Genomic DNA, 17861 nt, shown 5'->3' on the forward strand with positions numbered 1-17861 from the left:
GTACTAAGCGAGCCGACTGGTCATCGGCCGCGCATGAGCCGGGGTTCCCCCCGTACCCCTGGGCTCTGCGCACACGGCGCGGGCGGGGCACGTTCCCCCGGCCCTGCCCGCGCCTCTCACTTCCGACCCGCGGCCTGCGGCCGCCACCCGGCTCACCAGTAGACGACGACCTTGTCGCCGACCTGCACCTGGTCGAAGAGGGCCGACAGCTTCCCCTTGTCCCGGACGTTCACACAGCCGTGCGAGGCGCCGGCGTATCCGCGGGCCGCGAAGTCGGCCGAGTAGTGCACCGCCTGGCCGCCGCTGAAGAACATCGCGTACGGCATCGGCGTGTGGTAGATCGTCGAGGTCCACTCCTTGGCCTTCCAGCCCACGTTGAACACGCCCTCGCGGGTCGGGGTGTTCTCCGAGCCGAAGCGCACGTCCATCGTGGAGACGACCTTGCCGTCGATCATCCAGGCGAGGGTGCGGCTCTCCTTGCTGATGCACATGACCCGGCCCTCCATGCAGCGCGGGTCGGGCGCGTCCGCCTCGTTGACCGTCGGCGGGCGCAGCTCGTCGGCGGTGGGCTTCTTGGTGGAGCTCTGGATCTTCTTCCAGGTGGTCTCGTCGACCGAACCGGTCGCGTTCAGACCGTGCTTCGACTGGAAGGACTTGACCGCCGCGGTGGTCTTCGTGCCGTAGAAGCCGGTCGGTGCGACCGACATCAGCTTGAGCTGCTTCAGGCGTGCCTGGAGCTCGCGGACCTGGTCGCTGTCGTCACCGTTGGCCATGATCTGCTTCACCGTCGGCGAAGGCGAGGCGGACGGGGACGCCGACGCCGACGCCGAGGCGGACGGCGAGGCCGAAGGCGAGGCGTCGCCGGGCTTGGCGTCGGTGGTCGGAGAGGCTTCGGGGGTGGCGCCCGCCATGGGCGAAGAGGGGGCCGAGGAAGCGGAGCCGGCGGACTCCGACTTCTGCGGCCCGCAGGCGGTCGCGGCGAGCGCGACGGCGGTTGCCACCCCGATCGTGCGGATTATGAGTCTCTGGCGCTGCATTGCAGTCCCCCGATTTCTACGTCGTGTATCTAGGTGATGCCTCGCGTGCGTGGAGAGTTGCGCTCGGACCCGGGATGTTGCGCCATTGTGACCAGGGGTCGTCCGCAGCCTTACGAAGCGATGAGTGGTGGGGGTCGCCCCCAGCGGTAGCAGGGGGAGTTGTATCAGTCCCGGGCGCGGTCGCTCTATGGAGGGTTTCGTCACATGGCAGGTACCGAGAGCGGCATCCCGATCGAACCCGTCTACGGGCCTCGCGACCTGACGGGGTGGGACCCGGAGACCGAACTGGGCGAACCGGGTGAATTCCCCTACACCAGGGGGATTTATCCGACCATGTACACCGGTCGGCCGTGGACGATGCGGCAGTACGCCGGATTCGGCACGGCGTCCGAGTCCAACGCGCGCTACCGGCAGCTCATCGCGGGCGGCGGTACCGGCCTGTCCGTCGCCTTCGACCTGCCGACCCAGATGGGCCACGACTCCGACGCGCCCCTCGCGCACGGGGAGGTCGGCAAGGTCGGCGTCGCCATCGACTCCCTCGACGACATGCGGACCCTGTTCGACGGGATCCCCCTCGACCGGGTCTCCACCTCGATGACCATCAACGCGCCCGCCGCACTGCTCCTGCTGCTCTACCAGCTGGTCGCCGAGGAGCAGGGGATCGCGGGCGCCCAGCTGACCGGGACGGTGCAGAACGACGTCCTGAAGGAGTACATCGCCCGCGGGACCTACATCTTCCCGCCCGGGCCCTCGCTCCGGCTCACGGCCGACACCTTCCGCTACTGCCGGGCCGAGATCCCCAAGTGGAACACCATCTCCATCTCCGGCTACCACATGGCCGAAGCGGGGGCCTCGCCCGCGCAGGAGGTGGCCTTCACCCTCGCCGACGGCATCGCCTACGTCCGGACGGCCCTGGCGGCGGGGATGGCGGTCGACGAGTTCGCCCCCAGGCTCTCCTTCTTCTTCGTCGCCCGCACCACCCTGCTGGAGGAGGTCGCGAAGTTCCGGGCCGCCCGGCGGATCTGGGCCCGCGTCATGCGCGAGGAGTTCGGGGCGCGGGACCCGAAGTCGCTGATGCTGCGTTTCCACACCCAGACGGCAGGGGTCCAGCTGACGGCGCAGCAGCCCGAGCTGAACCTCGTACGGGTGGCCGTGCAGGCGCTGGCCGCCGTGCTGGGCGGCACGCAGTCGCTGCACACCAACTCCTTCGACGAGGCGATCGCGCTGCCCACGGAGAAGTCCGCCCGCCTCGCGCTGCGCACCCAGCAGGTCCTCGCGTACGAGACGGACGTGCCGCACACGGCGGACCCCTTCGCCGGTTCGTACGCGGTGGAGCGGATGACGGACGACCTGGAGGCGGCCGCGCTCGACCTGATGCGGCGGGTCGAGGCGCAGGGCGGCGCGGTGGCCGCGATCGAGGCCGGTTTCCAGAAGGGCGAGATCGAGCGGAACGCCTACCGCATCGCGCAGCAGACCGAGAGCGGGGAGCGGGTGGTGGTCGGGGTGAACCGCTACGCGCTGGAGCGGGAGGAGCCGTACGAGCCGCTGCGGGTGGACCCCGGGATCGAGATGCGGCAGTGCGCGGCGCTGGCCCGGCTGCGGGCGGAGCGGGACGCTGCGGCGGTGGAGGCCGCGCTCGCGGCGGTGCGGGAGGCGGCCGCGGGGACGGAGAACGTGCTGTACCCGATGAAGGAGGCGCTGCGGGCCCGGGCCACGGTGGGGGAGGTGTGCGGGGCGCTGCGGGCGGTGTGGGGGGCGTACGAGCCGACGGATTCCACCTGGTGAAACGGCCGGCCCGACAGGTGCAACCCTATGGGACACTCCTGCCCATGCTGGGTGTGACAGATCTTCCGACTTATCTCGCCGGCCTGGTACTGATCGTTCTGCTGCCGGGGCCCAACTCGCTCTACGTGCTGTCCGTCGCCGCTCGCCGCGGGGTGCGTACCGGGTACAAGGCCGCCGCCGGGGTGTTCACCGGCGACGCCGTGCTGATGCTGCTGACCGCCGTGGGCGCCGGGGCGCTGCTCAAGGCGAGCCCGCTGGTCTTCACGGTGGTGAAGTTCCTCGGCGCCGGGTACCTGGCGTGGCTGGCCGTGGGCATGATGCGGGGCGCCTGGGCGCTGTGGCGCACGCGCCGGACGCGGGCCGAGGAGGAGGCCGGTGCCCCGGCGGACCCGGAGGAGACCGAGCGGCCCTACCGGCGGGCGCTGCTGATCAGCCTCTTCAACCCGAAGGCCATCCTCTTCCTGATGTCCTTCTTCGTGCAGTTCGTGGACCCGTCCTACGCCTACCCGGCCCTGTCGTTCCTGGTCCTCGGCGGGCTGCTGCAGACGGGCAGCTTCCTGTACCTGACGCTGCTGATCTTCGGCGGCACCCGCCTCTCGGCGGCCTTCCGGCGCCGCAAGCGGCTGTCGGCCGGGGCCACCTCGGCGGCGGGCGTGCTCTTCCTCGGCTTCGCGGCCAAGCTCGCCGTCGGCTGAGGCATCGGCTGAGGCACCCCGGCCGGGGCCCGCTCAGCCGAGGACGCGGCGCAGCCTGCGGGCCACGCGCCGCACCGCCCGGCTCCGCGGCAGGAACGCCAGCTGGGCGGGGATGCCGCCCGGCAGGCCGAGCGCGGTCAGCCGGCGGCGGGTGAAGTAGCGCCAGGTGCGGGCGGTCAGGTGCCGGGCCAGGTAGGCCTCGGCCATCGGGCGCCGCGCCGCGAGGATCTGCGGCTGCATGGTGAACCCGACCGCCGTCAGCAGTCCGGCCGCCTCCGCCCGCACCCGCGCGGGCGTCGGGGGCGTCCAGGAGCGCACCGCCTGCGCGTCCGCGAGGTCGGGGAGCAGCGCGTCCACCAGGACCAGCGGGACGCGGTTGCTGTTCGGGTACGGGGTCAGGCGGGCCAGTACGGCGTCCGTACCGGTCCGGGCCACCGGCAGCCCGTACAGCGTGGCGGCGGTCAGCAGGCCCGTGGAGAAGCAGCCGACCACCAGCGCCGGGCGCAGCCGCTGGTAGAGGACCTCGGCCAGGACCGGGGTGTCGATCACGGTGATGCGCGCACCGAGCCGCTCGGCCTCCGCCTCCGCGCGGCGCGAACAGGCGGCCGGGGCGCTGGGGTGCGGCTTGAAGACCAGCTCGGTGTGGCCCAGGGCGTGCGCGCCGCGGACCATCGAGGCGTGCAGCTCCTCCTCCTGCTCCGGCGTCATGAGGTCGAGCGCCGAGAGGTACTGGCCCAGCAGCAGCGCGGGGGACTCCCCGATCCCGTCCAGGTCCGCGTCGTGCGGGGGCAGTTCCGCCAGGACCTTCAGGAACGGCTCCGAAGGCACCAGCTCGACCCGCGCCCCGAACTCCGTCAGCAGCAGCGGCTCCAGCCCCGGCACCAGGTCCAGGTGGAGTACGCGCCGCACCCGCATCCCGAGCTGCGGGTCTAGGCGGAAGCGCGTGGGCCCGTAACTCATCAGGCCGTCCGCGTAGACGTCGACGGCCGCGCCCGGGAAGAGCCGGCACAGGGTCTGGGCGGGCGGTACCTGGAGCGACTCCACGATCAGCTCGACGCGGTCCTCGCCCAGACCCCACAGGGTGCGCAGCTGCCGTTCCCACAGGGGGACGTCCTCCGCGCGCGGGGCCCAGATGCTCGGGTGCTGCGGCTCGATGACGCGGTTCCAGTCGAGCACCTCGTCGAAGCGGGTGCGCAGGGCGGCGAAGCCCGGCATGTCCGCGACGCCGGGGCTGACCTCGGCGGTGACGGAGTGGTTGCTGGTGAGCAGGATGCGGCGGTCGGCCGGCGGGAAGGAGCCCGCGTCGATGCCCGCCGCGAGGGTGGCGGCCCCGTAGAGCGTGGAGGCCAGGAAGATCTGCGTGGGCATCAGGCTGCCGCTCCCGACGTGGTGCGACGGCGGCCGCGCACGCGGCGCAGCAGGGTGGCGCGTTGCGTGTCCATCGAGTCCAGGACGTGGTCGAGCACGTCCTGGGGCATGCGCCCGAGCGCCGCCGTGCTCATCGACCTGAGTTTCCTGGCCACGGCCGGTTCGTACCTCTCGACGGAACCGAAATGGTGCGCGATGATCGCGCAATACGTTCGGACGGCTTTCGGGAGAAGGAGATCGGATTCCCGGTCCGCGATGACGTCGGACATTACCTGATCGAATGCGCGGATGAAATCGAGCTGCCGTTCGTCACCGATTTGTGTCAACGAGGTGGCGACGCCGCGCCGGTAGAAGATCCCGGGCAGTCCGACCGCGGCGAAGGACCGCGCCTCCCGGTGCAGCCGCCAGATCCACGGCCGGTCCTCCGCCGTCCGCAGCCCGTCGGTGAAGTGCAGCACACCACGGTCCAGCAGACGCCGGTGGTACATGCCGGCCCAGGCGTACGGGTAGTCCACCGAGGTGGCCCGGTCGGCGGGCAGGATCGCGGTGCGCGGATCGGCGACGACCGACTGCGGTCCGTACGGGACCCGCTGCACGCTGCGGGACCTGCCCGTGCACTTCACGTGGTCGGTACGGACGAAGTCGCAGTCCAGGGCCTCGATGGCGGCCAGGGTGCGGGTCAGGTGGCCGGGGGCCAGCCAGTCGTCCCCGTCCAGGAAGGCCACGTACTCGCCGCGGGCCGCGTCCAGGCCGGTGTTCCGGGCGGTGGCCAGACCCCCGTTGTGCTCGTGCCTGAGGTGCACCGCCCCGGGCAGCTCGCGCGCGGCCCGCTCCAGCAGGCCGGGAGTCCCGTCCGTCGAACAGTCGTCGACGAGCAGGAACTCGAAATCGTCCCGGGCGTTGAGTTCGAGACTCTTCAGGGCATCCGGCGCAAATGTCTGCACGTTGTAGAACGGCACGACAACAGAGAGCTTGGGCACCCGCGAGACGTTAGGGCGCCGTTCGGCATTCACCATGGCCCGGATGCGGATTCCATGTGAACGACGCGGGGCGGACGCGTTAACCCGGGCGCCTTCTTATTCAGTCGACGCTTTGTTAACCCGCTGTTGTGCGCTCGTTGGGCCGGTCACCGGAATTGCGGAATAGCTTCTGCCGCGTGCCAGAACGCAAACGCGTCGCCGTACTCGCCGATTCCGACACGCGATGGAAATGGGGCGCACTCACCGCCCGCCGTCTCGTGCCCGACCACCGTCTCGCCGGATACCTGCTGCGCGGCCGAGCCACACCCACCGCCCGCCAGCTCGGCGAAGTGGGGGTCCAGGGCGACCGGCCGACCGAGGTGACCTGCGCCGAATTCCTCGCCGAGATCGGGCGGGAGCAGTACGACGTGGTGGTCCTCGCCCTCGTCGGCGGGGCCGTCCAGGCCGTCCTGCACGGGGCCCGCGCCCTGTGGCCCGAACCGGCGGCCCGCCCCGTCCTCGTCACCGGCTACGTCGGCGTCGTGTACGAGAAGCTCGCCGACGGGCTGCTGCTGCGGCACGGCGCCGACCTCGTCCTCGCCAACTCCCGGCACGACGCCGGGCGGTTCCGCGCCGTGTACGAAGGCGTCGGCGCGGACCCGGGCGCCGTCACCGAGACGGCGCTGCCGTTCCTCGGCGGGGCCCCGTACGAGCGCGCCGGGAGCGGGACCCGCACAGTGGTCTTCGCCGTCCAGCCCTCCGTACCCGAGAGCCGCGCCGACCGCGCCTACCTGCTGGAGCGGGCGGCCGGGCACGCGCGGCTGCACCCCCGGCGCGAGGTGCTGATCAAACTGCGCAGCCGGCCCGGGGAGCACACCACGCACCTGGAGGAACAGCCGTACCAGCGGCTCGCCGCCAGGCTGCCCGGCGGACTCCCGCCCAACTGCCGGCTGGTGTACGGGAACATGGGCGAGGTGCTGGACGGCACCGACCTGCTGGTCACCGTCTCCTCCACCGCCGCCCTGGAGTCCCTGAACCGCTCCATCCCGACGGCCGTCCTCACCGACCTGGGCATCCGCGAGTCCCTCGGCAACCACCACTTCCTGGGCTCCGGCTGCCTGGCCTCCTGGGACCAGCTCGACGCCGGACTGCTGCCGCAGGCCGACCCGCGGTGGCTGGCGGCGCAGGGCGTCCTGCCGGGCCCGCCCGCACCGGAGGCCGACGGGGCCGCTCCGGCCGCGCCGACGCTCGCCGCCCACGGCTCGGCCGGGCCCGAGGCCGAGTACGAGCCCGGGTCCGAGGCCGAGGCCGCTTCCGCGCGCGCCGGAGGCGGTGACGCGTACGCCGTCGCCCGGGCGAGGGTCGCCGGGCTGCTGGCCGGAGACCGGCTCCCGCCCGTCGCCCCGTACTACACGCTCACCACCGCCCCCGGGTACCTGCCCGGGATCCTCGCGCGGCAGCACCTCGCGCCCGACGGCACCCCGCTGCCCGGCGCGGTGCGGCAGAGCGCCGGGCAGTCCCGGCTGCGCCGCCGGCTCCGCGCCCACCTGCGCGAGGCCGCCCGCGGGGCGTACCGGCACGGCGTGCAGCGCGTGGCCCCCGTGATCCGCCGGATGGGGGAGCTGTGAGCCCCCGCGTCCTGGCCGTGATCCCCGCCCGCGGCGGCTCCAAGGGGGTCCCCGGCAAGAACCTCGCAGCGGTCGCCGGCGTCCCGCTCGTCGCCCGCGCCGTCCGGGCCTGCCTCGGCGCGCCGACCGTCACCGACGTGGTGGTCTCCACCGACTCCCCGCAGATCGCCGCCGTCGCCCGCGCCGCGGGCGCCGACGTGATCGCCCGCCCCGCCGCGATCTCCGGCGACACCGCGAGCAGCGAGGCGGCCCTGTTGCACGCCCTCACCGCCTTCGAGGAACTGCACTCCCTCACCGTGGACGTGGTCCTCCTCGTCCAGTGCACCAGCCCCTTCCTGGCCGCCGCCGACGTCGAATCCGTCGCCGCGGCGGTCGCCTCCGGCGCCGCCGACTCCGCCCTGACCGTGGCCCCCTTCCACGGCTTCCTCTGGCGGGAGGACCCCGACGGAGGAGGGACCGGCGTCAACCACGACACGGCGTACCGACCCCGGCGCCAGGACCGCCCCCAGGACCTGCTGGAGACCGGCGCCGCCTACGCCATGGACGCTCCCGGCTTCCGCACCGCCCGCCACCGCTTCTTCGGGCGCGTCCTGCCCGTCGCCAGCGACCCCGCACGGGTCCTGGAGATCGACGACCCGCACGACCTGGAGCGCGCCCGCCTCCTCGCCCCACTGCTCGACGTACGACCCGACCCGCGGCCCACACCCCGTGACCCGGCAACGCCCCGTGACCCGGCAACACCCCATGACCCGGAAACACCCCGCATCCCCGCACCCCCGCACCGAAGGACGTCACCTGCCATGACCGCCTCCCCCAACAGCCGCCTGCGCTCGTTCGGACCGCGCACCGCAGGCCCCGGCCGGCCCGTCTACGTGGTCGGAGAGATCGGCATCAACCACAACGGCGACCTCGGCAACGCCTTCGCCCTGATCGACGCCGCCGCCGAAGCCGGCTGCGACGCGGTCAAGTTCCAGAAGCGCACCCCGGAGATCTGCACCCCGCGCGACCAGTGGGACATCGAGCGCGACACCCCCTGGGGCCGGATGACCTACATCGACTACCGCCACAAGGTCGAGTTCGGCGAGTCCGAGTACCGCGCGATCGACGAGCACTGCGCCGAGCGCGGCATCGACTGGTTCGCCTCCCCGTGGGACACCGAGGCCGTCGCCTTCCTGGAGAAGTTCGACCTCCCCGCCCACAAGGTCGCCTCCGCCTCGCTCACCGACGACGAGCTGCTGCGCGCCCTGCGCGCCACCGGCCGCACCGTCGTGCTGTCCACCGGCATGTCCACCCCGAAGCAGATCCGCCACGCGGTGGAGGTGCTCGGCAGCGACAACATCCTTCTCTGCCACGCCACTTCGACGTACCCGGCCAAGTCCGAGGAGCTCAACCTGCGGGTGATCAACACCCTCCAGGAGGAGTACCCCAACGTCCCGATCGGCTACTCCGGCCACGAGACGGGCCTGCAGACCACCCTCGCCGCCGTCGCCCTCGGCGCTGCCTTCGTCGAGCGCCACATCACCCTCGACCGCGCGATGTGGGGGTCCGACCAGGCCGCCTCCGTCGAGCCCGGCGGCCTCGCCCGCCTGGTCCGCGACATCCGCACCATCGAGACCGCCCTCGGCGACGGCGTCAAGCGGGTCTACGCGTCCGAGCTGGGCCCCATGAAGAAGCTCCGCCGCGTCCAGGGCGAGCTCGCCGCCGTCTGACCGGGTCCGCGGTCCGGCGCGCACGAGGTCCCGTCCCGTCCCCTGCCGAGGAGTACGTGATGCCCACTTCAGCCCCCACCCTGGCTTTCGTCGAGAGCCCGGTCCAGCTCCTGAACGTGCTGGAGTGGGCGTACGCGCACCGTGCCGCACCCGGCGGCCCGCTGCTGGACGGGGTCCCGCGCCAGCCGGCCGGTGGCCCGGGCCGCCCGGCCGGGGCCGCCGCCGCGCCCGCCCTGCGGATCGTCGTCCTGCCGCCCACCGACCCGATGTCCCGCGGTCAGCTGCGCCGGATGGCGGCGCTCGCCCGGGACGAAGGCCACGAGGTCCGCTGGCAGGAGGCCCGCGGGGGCCGGCTCGCACCGCTGAAGGCGCTCGCCGCGCTGCGCCGTGACGTACGGGCGGCGCGCACGGTCGTCGTCGGCGACCCCTTCTCCCGCTACGTGCAGCTGCTGCTGACCCTCGTACGGGCCGAGGAGCTCGTCGTGGTCGACGACGGCACCGCCACCATGGAGTTCATCGCCCAGACCGCCCGCGGCGAACGGCTCGTCCGCTGGCACCGGGCCGGCGGCGGCGGACTGCCCGGCCGGGTGCGCGAACTGGCGTACGCACCGGTCTCGGCGACCGCGCGGCGCCGCTTCACCCCGAGCGGGGGCAGCGGCCGGCGCGTCGAGGTGTTCAGCTCGATGCCCGTGACCGCCCACGGCGCGATGACGCTCCGGGTCAACGACTTCGCCTGGACCCGCGCCCGCTTCGGCCCGCCGCGCCTGACCAAGGGCACCGACCTCGTCGGCACCTCGCTCGTGGAGACCGGCGTGGTCGACCGGGCGTGCTACCTCGACGCCGTGCGCGCCCTGACCCGGGAGCACGGCGCCACCCGCTACTTCGCGCACCGCCGGGAGTCCCCGGAGAAGCTGCGCGCGCTGAGCGAGGCGACCGGGCTGGAGATCGTCCGCCCGGACCTGCCGCTGGAGCTCATCGCCCGGCGCGGCCCGGTCGGCCGTACGGTCGTCAGCTTTCCGTCCACGGTCGTCCACACGCTGCCCTACGCACTGACTGGTACGGGAGTGACGGTCGCCGTATGCGATATCGACCCCGCCTGGCTCACCGGGACCGCCTCGCCGCGCGCCCGCGGATTCCTCGCCGGGGTCACCGACACCGCCCGTGATGTGCGCAGACTGCCCGCGCAGGCGGCTCCGGCGGCCGGGTGAGCGCCGCAGTTTACCCCCGGGTGCATCCGGTCATGCGTCCAGACGCCGGTTTCTTTCCCCTAACGGCATGAACTTTTCGTGATCCCCGGCCAGTTGACCCATGGGTGCGCCTACCCTTCAACAGGTGACCCAGTTGATGTCCCGCGAGTCCCAGACCGACCAGCCCGCCGTGTCCGAGCGGCCCGAGCTGCCCGGCAAGCTTCCGGATCACCTGCGTGCCGAACTGATCGCCTTCCGCCGGGACTTGCACATGCACCCGGAGCTCGGGCACCAGGAATTCCGCACCACGGCGGCGATCAAGGCCCGGCTGGAGAAAGCCGGCCTGCGACCACGGGTCCTGGCGGGCGGCACGGGCCTGGTCTGTGACGTCGGGACCCGGGACGAAGGGGCGCGGAGCACGTTCGAGGGCGGTGGCGGGCGACGGGACGCCGGGGTACGGCCGATGCTGGCCATGCGCGCGGACATCGACGCCCTGCCGATCCCCGATGCCAAGACGCACGTCTCGTACCGCTCGGTCTACCCCGACCGCGCCCACGCCTGCGGCCACGACGTGCACACCACCGTCGTCCTCGGCGCCGGACTGGTGCTCGCCGAGCTCGACCGCCAGGGGCTGCTGCCCCTTCCCGTGCGGCTGCTCTTCCAGCCCGCCGAGGAAGTGCTGCCGGGCGGAGCCACCGAGGCCGTCGACGCGGGGGTCCTGGACGGCGTGGGCAAGATCATCGCCGTCCACTGCGACCCGCGGGTGGACTCCGGGCGCATCGGGCTACGGCCCGGCCCCATCACCTCGGCCTGCGACCGGCTGGAGGTCACCCTCTCCGGCTCCGGCGGGCACACCGCCCGCCCGCACCTGACCACCGACCTGGTGACGGCCGCCGCCCGGGTGGCCGTGGACGTTCCCGCCCTGCTGACCCGCCGGATGGACGCCCGCTCGGGCATGTCGGTCACCTGGGGCCGGATCGAGGCCGGGCACGCCTGCAACGTCATCCCGATGCACGCCGAGCTGTCCGGCACCGTGCGGTGCCTGGACCTGAACGCCTGGCACGACGCCCCGGACATGATCCACGCGGCGATCGACGAGGTCGCGACCATGCACGGCGCCAAGTTCGAGATCAACCACGTCCGCGGAGTGCCCCCGGTGGTCAACGACCCGGTGGTCACCGAACTGCTCCGCGAGGCGATGTCGGTCCGCCGCGGCGCCGAGTCGGTCGAGGACACCGAGCAGAGCCTGGGCGGCGAGGACTTCTCCTGGTACCTGGAGCACGTCCCGGGCGCCATGGCCCGGCTGGGGGTGCGCACGCCGGGCGACACCGCCAAGCACGATCTGCACCGCGGCGACTTCGACGTGGACGAGTCCGCGATCGCCGTCGGAGTGGAGTTCTTCACGGCCGCCGCACTGCTCGACGGGCGCCGGGCGAGGCCGATCGGCTGAAGGCCGGTACAACATCCGCGCGCCGCCCGCCGGAGGTGTCCAGCCCTTGGTACACAAGGGCTGGGTGCAAGGACAGTTACCGATCGGTCACTGTCCGGTTCGCGACGATCCGATAACGACTCATGAACGGGCCTTTAACTGACATCTACGCGCGTTACGATCGCCGCGAAACCAGCGCCGGTCGTGGCGCTTCGGTCAGGTTTTGAAGGAGCCTCCCCTTGCGCCGGATCACCAGGATCGCCACCGTGGGCATCGCGTCCGCGGCGCTGGCCCTCTCGGCCACCGCCTGTGGCGGTAAGAAGTCCTCGGACACCTCTTCCTCCCCGTCGTCGTCCTCGTCTGCCAAGACCTCCAGCGTCGCCATCGCGTACGACATCGGCGGCCGTGGCGACCAGTCGTTCAACGACGCCGCCTACGCCGGTCTGCAGAAGGCCGAGAAGGAGCTGGGCGTCAAGGGCAGCGAGGCCGAGCCCACCGAGGGTGAGGGCGAGGCCGACAAGGTCCAGCGCCTCACCGAGCTTGCCCGCAAGGGCAACAACCCGGTGATCGGCGTCGGCTTCTCGTACGCCCCGGCCATCAAGAAGGTCGCGCCGAAGTTCCCGAAGACCACGTTCGGCATCATCGACGACACCTCGGTGACCGGCGAGAACATCGCCAACCTGGTCTTCAACGAGGAGCAGGGCTCCTACCTGGCCGGCGTCGCCGCCGCCAAGGCGTCCAAGACCGGCACCGTCGGCTTCATCGGCGGCGTCGAGGTTCCGCTGATCAAGAAGTTCGAGGCGGGCTTCACCCAGGGCGTCAAGGACACCAACCCCAACGCCAAGGTGCTCTCCCAGTACCTGACCCAGCCGCCGAACTTCGACGGCTTCTCCAAGCCCGACCTCGGCAAGGCCGCCGCGCAGGGCCAGCTCGACGCCGGCGCCGACGTGGTCTACGCCGCTGCCGGTCTCGCGGGCTCGGGTGCCATCGAGGCCGCTTCGGCCAAGGGCAAGTGGGCCATCGGCGTCGACTCCGACCAGTACAACCAGGCCGGTCTGGCGAAGTACAAGGACCACATCCTGACCTCGGTCACCAAGGACGTCTCCGGGGCCGTCTTCAACGAGATCAAGTCGGTCGTGGACGGCAAGCCGACCATCGGTGAGATCCGTTACGGCCTGGACGCGAACGGTGTCGGCCTGGCCGACTCCAACCCCGAGTACAAGAAGATGACCGAGGTCCTCGCCGCCGTCGAGAAGGCGAAGGCCGACATCATCGCCAAGAAGATCACGGTCAAGACCGCTCCGTAAGGCCGTCTCTGACATGCTGTAGTGGTCTCCGGGGTCCGGGAAGCGGTCTCTGCCGCTCCCGGGCCCCGAGCCGTGTTCCGGGAACTTGTGGCCAGTTGGCCGCAAGTTTTCACTTTCGACAGTGCTACGCGCGTAGAGGCATCGTGGACGCGGTACCGTCCTGCTCCCGCCCACCCGCCCGGCCGATCCCGCCCTGTCCCCCTGCCAACTTGGCTTTCCAGCTCCTTCCGCGCCAAGGAGAGTGCGTCATCAACGCGTCCAGCCCGCCCCCCGCCGTGGAACTGCACGGCATCACCAAGCGCTTCCCCGGCGTCGTCGCCAACAAGGACATCGCGATCACCGTCCGCAAGGGCACGGTCCATGCCCTCGTCGGTGAGAACGGCGCCGGCAAGTCGACCCTGATGAAGATCCTCTACGGCATGCAGAAGCCGGACGAGGGAACCATCGCCATCGACGGGGAGCAGGTCTCCTTCAACAGCCCCGGCGAGGCCATCGCCCGCGGCATCGGCATGGTGCACCAGCACTTCATGCTCGCCGACAACCTCACCGTCCTGGAGAACGTCGTTCTCGGCGGCGAGAAGCTGTACGGCATCGGTGCCAAGGCCCGCAGGAAGATCAAGGAGATCTCGGACGCGTACGGCCTCGGCGTGCGCCCCGACGCCCTCGTCGAGGACCTCGGCGTCGCCGACCGCCAGCGCGTGGAGATCCTCAAGGTCCTCTACCGCGGCGCCAAGATCCTCATCCTCGACGAGCCGACCGCCGTGCTCGTACCGCAGGAAGTGAACGCGCTCTTCGACAACCTGCGCGAGCTCAAGGCCGAGGGTCTGACCGTCATCTTCATCTCGCACAAGCTGGGCGAGGTCCTGAAGGTCGCCGACGACATCACCGTCATCCGCCGCGGCACCACGGTCGGCACCGCCGACCCGCGCAACACCACGCCCAAGCAGCTCGCCGAGCTGATGGTGGGCGCGGAGCTGCCGTCCCCGGAGACCCGCGAGTCCACGGTGACGGACGTCCCGATGCTGACCGTCGAGCACCTCACCCTCGCCGCGTCCGACGTCGTCGTCGCCGAACCGGAGATCATGGTTCCGTCGGTCCCGCAGGACTCCGCCCTCCTCGAGAGCGTCGAGACCGGCCGGCTCCTGCTCGACGACATCAGCTTCACCATCCACAAGGGCGAGATCCTCGGCATCGCGGGTGTCGAGGGCAACGGCCAGACGGAGCTCATCGACGCCCTGATGGGCATGCACTCCGCCGACTCGGGCGTGATCACCCTCGACGGCCGCGACATCACGAAGGCCCCGGTGCGCAAGCGCCGCGAGGGCGGCATCGGGTACATCCCCGAGGACCGCCACCGGCACGGCCTGCTGCTGGAGTCCCCGCTGTGGGAGAACCGCATCCTCGGCCACGTCACCGAGAAGCCCAACTCCAAGCGCGGCATCATCGACCCGAAGGCCGCCCGCAAGGACACCGAGCGGATCGTGCGCGAGTACGACGTCCGCACGCCCGGCATCGAGGTCACCGCGGCGTCCCTCTCCGGCGGCAACCAGCAGAAGCTGATCGTCGGCCGGGAGATGAGCCACAACCCGAAGTTCCTCATCGCCGCCCACCCCACCCGCGGCGTGGACGTCGGCGCGCAGGCGCAGATCTGGGACGCCATCCGCGAGGCCCGCCGCGAGGGCCTGGCCGTGCTCCTGATCTCGGCCGACCTGGACGAGCTCATCGGCCTGTCCGACACCCTGCGCGTGATCTACCGCGGCCGCCTGGTCGCGGACGCCGACCCCGCGACCGTCACCCCCGAGGAGCTCGGCACCGCCATGACGGGCGCCGCCTCCGGGACCCTGGACGCACCCGACAACCACTCCGCCGCCGGTACCGAGGCTGGTACCGACTCACCGGAGGACGAGGCCCGATGAAGAAATTCGACAAGGACCGGCTGCTCCTCGCCATCGCCGGGCCCGCGCTCGCCCTGGTCACCGCCTTCCTGCTGACCATGCTCGTACTGCTCGCGACGGGCGTCGACCCGATCGAGCCGCTGCGCCTGATGGTGGAGAACGCGAGCTACGAGGACGTCCAGGTCCTCATCGTGAACCAGGCCGGTACGTACTACCTGGCGGCCCTGGCCGTGGCCATCGGTTTCCGGATGAACCTCTTCAACATCGGCGTCGACGGCCAGTACCGCCTCGCGGCGATGCTGTCCGCAGTCGTCGGCGCGGCCGTCACGCTGCCCGGCCCGCTGCAGATCCTGCTGATCGTGCTCGTCGCCATGTGCGTCGGCGCCTTCTGGGCCGGCATCGCCGGTGTCCTCAAGGCCAAGCGCGGCGTCAGCGAGGTGGTCTCCACCATCATGCTGAACGCCATCGCGACCAGCGTGATCGCCTGGCTGATCCTGCCGAAGAACCTCGGCGTCCAGCCGGCGGGCTCCAACGACCTGACCACCGGCGACATCCCGGAGGCCGGCTGGTTCCCGGCCGTGGACCTCGGGGACGGCCTGGAGATCTACGGCTTCACCTTCATCGCCTTCGCCCTGGGCATCGTCTACTGGTTCGTCCTCAACCGCACCCGCTTCGGCTTCGACCTGCGCGCCACCGGCGCCAGCGAGTCCGCGGCCCAGGCCTCCGGTGTGGACGCCAAGAAGATGATCATCACCTCGATGCTCATCTCCGGTGCCGTCGCCGGCCTCGCCGGCATGCCGGTGCTGCTCGGCGAGAGCCACACGTACAGCCTGGCCTTCCCGGTCGGCATCGGCTTCACCGGCATCACCATCGCGCTGCTCGGCCGCAACAGCCCGATCGGCATCTTCTTCGCCGCCCTCCTGATGGCCTTCATCGACAAGGCCTCGGCCTCGCTCGACACGGCCGGGTACGCCAAGGAGATCGGCACGATCATGAAGGGCCTGATCGTGATCGCCGTCGTCGTCTCGTACGAGCTCGTCCGCCGCTACGGCATCCGCCGCCAGCAGCAGAAGGTCGGCGAGGAGCTGGCCGCAGGCCACGCCATCAAGACCGAGAAGGAGGTCGCGGCGTGAGCACCAGCACCGTCTCCGCGACGAGCGCCGCCCCGAAGAAGCCGGGCGGCCGCAAGAAGCTCACCCTGCCCTGGATCCTGCTGATCATCGCGGGCGGCCTCGCGCTGATCTCGCTGGTCCGCCTGATCAGCGGCGCCGACGACCTGACCTCCGTCGGCCAGGTCTCCGGCGCCCTTCAGCTCGCGGTGCCGATCGGCCTCGCCGGCCTCGGTGGCCTGTGGGCCGAGCGCGCGGGCGTCGTCAACATCGGCCTCGAGGGCATGATGATCCTCGGCACCTGGTTCGGCGCATGGGCCGGCTACCAGTGGGGTCCGTGGACCGGCGTCGCGATGGGCATCATCGGCGGCGCCCTCGGCGGCCTGCTGCACGCGATCATCACCGTCACGTTCAACGTCAACCACATCGTCTCCGGTGTGGCCGTGAACATCCTGGCCCTGGGCTTCACCCAGTACCTGTCGAACTTCACCTTCGCCGAGGCGCCGGGCGGCTCCTCCAAGCAGTCGCCGCGCGTCGAACCGATCTACAAGATCACGGTGCCGGGGCTGTCCGACTGGATGGCGGACCTCCAGGCGAAGCACTGGTTCTTCGTGTCGGACCTGGCCGGCGTCATCGGCGGCCTGGTCACCGAGCTGTCGCTGCTGACCGTCGTCGCGCTGCTGCTGATCCCCGGTACCTGGTGGGTGCTGTGGCGCACCACCTTCGGCCTGCGGCTGCGCTCCTGCGGTGAGAACCCCATCGCCGCCGAGTCGCTCGGCGTCAACGTCTACAAGTACAAGTACATCGCCGTGATCGTCTCGGGCGCCCTCGCGGGCCTCGCGGGAGCGTTCCTGTCGATCGTCGCCAGCCCCATCTACCAGGAGGGCCAGACCGGCGGCCGCGGCTACATCGGTCTCGCCGCGATGATCTTCGGTAACTGGATGCCGGGCGGCATGGCGCTGGGCGCCGGCCTGTTCGGCTTCACCGACAGCCTCAAGCTGCGCGGCGGTGCCGAGAACGTCCACGCGATGCTGCTGCTCCTCGCGATCCTGCTGGCGCTGCTCGCCGCCTGGCACCTGTACAAGAAGAAGCACTTCCAGGGCGCGATCGCGGCGGCGTGCGCCGCCGGTCTGTCCCTCTGGTACTCGCTGACGGACGCGGTGCCGAGCCAGTTCGTGGACGCGGCCCCGTACGTCACCACGCTGCTGGTGCTCGCGCTCTCCGCGCAGCGGCTGCGGATGCCCAAGGCGGACGGCATGCCGTACCGCAAGGGCCAGGGCAAGTGACGTCTGTGGACTGGGAAGCACTGCGGCTGGCCGCCCGGGACGCCATGTCCCGGGCGTACGCCCCCTACTCCGGTTTCCCGGTCGGTGTCGCCGCCCTCGTCGACGACGGACGCACCGTCATCGGCTGCAACGTGGAGAACGCCAGCTACGGGCTCGGCCTGTGCGCCGAGTGCGGACTGGTGTCCTCCCTCCAGGCCACGGGCGGCGGTCGCCTGACCCACTTCACCTGTGTGGACGGCAAGGGCGAGACCCTCGTCCCCTGCGGACGCTGCCGTCAGCTGCTCTTCGAGTTCGGCGGCCCCGAACTCCAGGTGGACACGCCGGAGGGCATCCTGCCGCTCTCGGCGATGCTCCCGCAGGCCTTCGGGCCGGACCACCTGAGATAGCCGTGCCGACGGCCCTTCGCCCTGCCGGGTGAAGGGCCGTCGTACTTCTTCGGAACCCCTCTCCCACACCCCTCTCTATGC

The 17861-nt window shown here is 71.4% G+C and carries 14 protein-coding genes and 1 pseudogene; 12 read left to right on the plus strand and 3 right to left on the minus strand.

Going from position 1 to position 17861, the window contains the following annotated elements:
- Positions 1-152: 152 nt before the first annotated feature.
- On the minus strand, positions 153-1037 hold the full coding sequence (locus ACFCZ1_RS25410; protein ID WP_376680565.1) for a peptidoglycan-binding protein: 885 nt from the start codon (positions 1035-1037) through the stop codon (positions 153-155).
- A 204-nt stretch (positions 1038-1241) separates the two neighbouring features.
- Here ACFCZ1_RS25410 and ACFCZ1_RS25415 point away from each other — a divergent pair, with 204 nt between their 5' ends.
- Positions 1242-2822, plus strand: a complete 1581-nt coding sequence (locus ACFCZ1_RS25415) for a methylmalonyl-CoA mutase (RefSeq protein WP_376680566.1) — start codon at positions 1242-1244, stop codon at positions 2820-2822.
- A gap of 44 nt (positions 2823-2866) precedes the next feature.
- The gene (leuE, locus tag ACFCZ1_RS25420; protein ID WP_376680567.1) at positions 2867-3517 is read left to right on the plus strand and encodes a leucine efflux protein LeuE; all 651 of its coding nucleotides are present in this window, start codon (positions 2867-2869) and stop codon (positions 3515-3517) included.
- A 33-nt stretch (positions 3518-3550) separates the two neighbouring features.
- On the opposite strand, the gene ACFCZ1_RS25425 is transcribed toward leuE, so the two are convergent.
- Together ACFCZ1_RS25425 and ACFCZ1_RS25430 are read right to left on the minus strand one after the other, a co-directional pair.
- A complete protein-coding gene (locus ACFCZ1_RS25425; protein ID WP_376680568.1) occupies positions 3551-4885 on the minus strand; it encodes a polysialyltransferase family glycosyltransferase in 1335 nt (444 codons plus the stop codon).
- Positions 4885-5865, minus strand: coding sequence for a glycosyltransferase family 2 protein (locus ACFCZ1_RS25430; RefSeq protein ID WP_376680569.1), 981 nt, complete (start codon positions 5863-5865; stop codon positions 4885-4887). The genes ACFCZ1_RS25425 and ACFCZ1_RS25430 overlap by 1 nt, the downstream gene beginning before the upstream one ends.
- 176 nt (positions 5866-6041) lie before the next feature.
- Between ACFCZ1_RS25430 and ACFCZ1_RS25435 the strand changes: the two genes are divergently transcribed.
- The 10 genes and pseudogenes from ACFCZ1_RS25435 (at position 6042) to ACFCZ1_RS25480 (ending at position 17780) form a co-directional block, all read left to right on the plus strand.
- The gene (locus ACFCZ1_RS25435) at positions 6042-7472 is read left to right on the plus strand and encodes a DUF6716 putative glycosyltransferase (RefSeq protein WP_376680570.1); all 1431 of its coding nucleotides are present in this window, start codon (positions 6042-6044) and stop codon (positions 7470-7472) included.
- A 17-nt stretch (positions 7473-7489) separates the two neighbouring features.
- Positions 7490-7861, plus strand: a pseudogene (locus ACFCZ1_RS25440) (cytidylyltransferase domain-containing protein); the annotation flags it as partial.
- A 411-nt stretch (positions 7862-8272) separates the two neighbouring features.
- Positions 8273-9181, plus strand: coding sequence for an N-acetylneuraminate synthase family protein (locus ACFCZ1_RS25445; RefSeq protein ID WP_376680622.1), 909 nt, complete (start codon positions 8273-8275; stop codon positions 9179-9181).
- Between the two features lie 59 nt (positions 9182-9240).
- Positions 9241-10389: a hypothetical protein gene (locus ACFCZ1_RS25450; protein ID WP_376680571.1), complete on the plus strand. Its 1149-nt coding sequence runs from the start codon at positions 9241-9243 to the stop codon at positions 10387-10389.
- A 136-nt stretch (positions 10390-10525) separates the two neighbouring features.
- Positions 10526-11818 carry an amidohydrolase gene (locus tag ACFCZ1_RS25455; RefSeq protein WP_376680623.1) on the plus strand — a complete coding sequence of 431 codons (1293 nt, stop codon included), beginning with the start codon at positions 10526-10528 and terminating at the stop codon, positions 11816-11818.
- 218 nt (positions 11819-12036) lie between these two features.
- Positions 12037-13104 (plus strand): BMP family protein, encoded by a 1068-nt coding sequence (locus ACFCZ1_RS25460; protein WP_376680572.1) that lies wholly within the window; start codon positions 12037-12039, stop codon positions 13102-13104.
- 209 nt (positions 13105-13313) lie between these two features.
- Positions 13314-15020 (plus strand): ABC transporter ATP-binding protein, encoded by a 1707-nt coding sequence (locus tag ACFCZ1_RS25465; protein ID WP_376680573.1) that lies wholly within the window; start codon positions 13314-13316, stop codon positions 15018-15020.
- On the plus strand, positions 15017-16132 hold the full coding sequence (locus ACFCZ1_RS25470) for an ABC transporter permease (protein ID WP_376680574.1): 1116 nt from the start codon (positions 15017-15019) through the stop codon (positions 16130-16132). The genes ACFCZ1_RS25465 and ACFCZ1_RS25470 overlap by 4 nt, the downstream gene beginning before the upstream one ends.
- On the plus strand, positions 16129-17394 hold the full coding sequence (locus ACFCZ1_RS25475) for an ABC transporter permease (protein ID WP_376680575.1): 1266 nt from the start codon (positions 16129-16131) through the stop codon (positions 17392-17394). Before ACFCZ1_RS25470 ends, ACFCZ1_RS25475 begins: the two co-directional genes overlap by 4 nt.
- On the plus strand, positions 17391-17780 hold the full coding sequence (locus ACFCZ1_RS25480) for a cytidine deaminase (RefSeq protein ID WP_376680576.1): 390 nt from the start codon (positions 17391-17393) through the stop codon (positions 17778-17780). Before ACFCZ1_RS25475 ends, ACFCZ1_RS25480 begins: the two co-directional genes overlap by 4 nt.
- The last annotated feature ends 81 nt before the right edge of the window (positions 17781-17861 follow it).

The sequence above is a fragment of the Streptomyces sp. NPDC056224 genome (genome assembly GCF_042267665.1).
GTDB lineage: Bacteria > Actinomycetota > Actinomycetes > Streptomycetales > Streptomycetaceae > Streptomyces.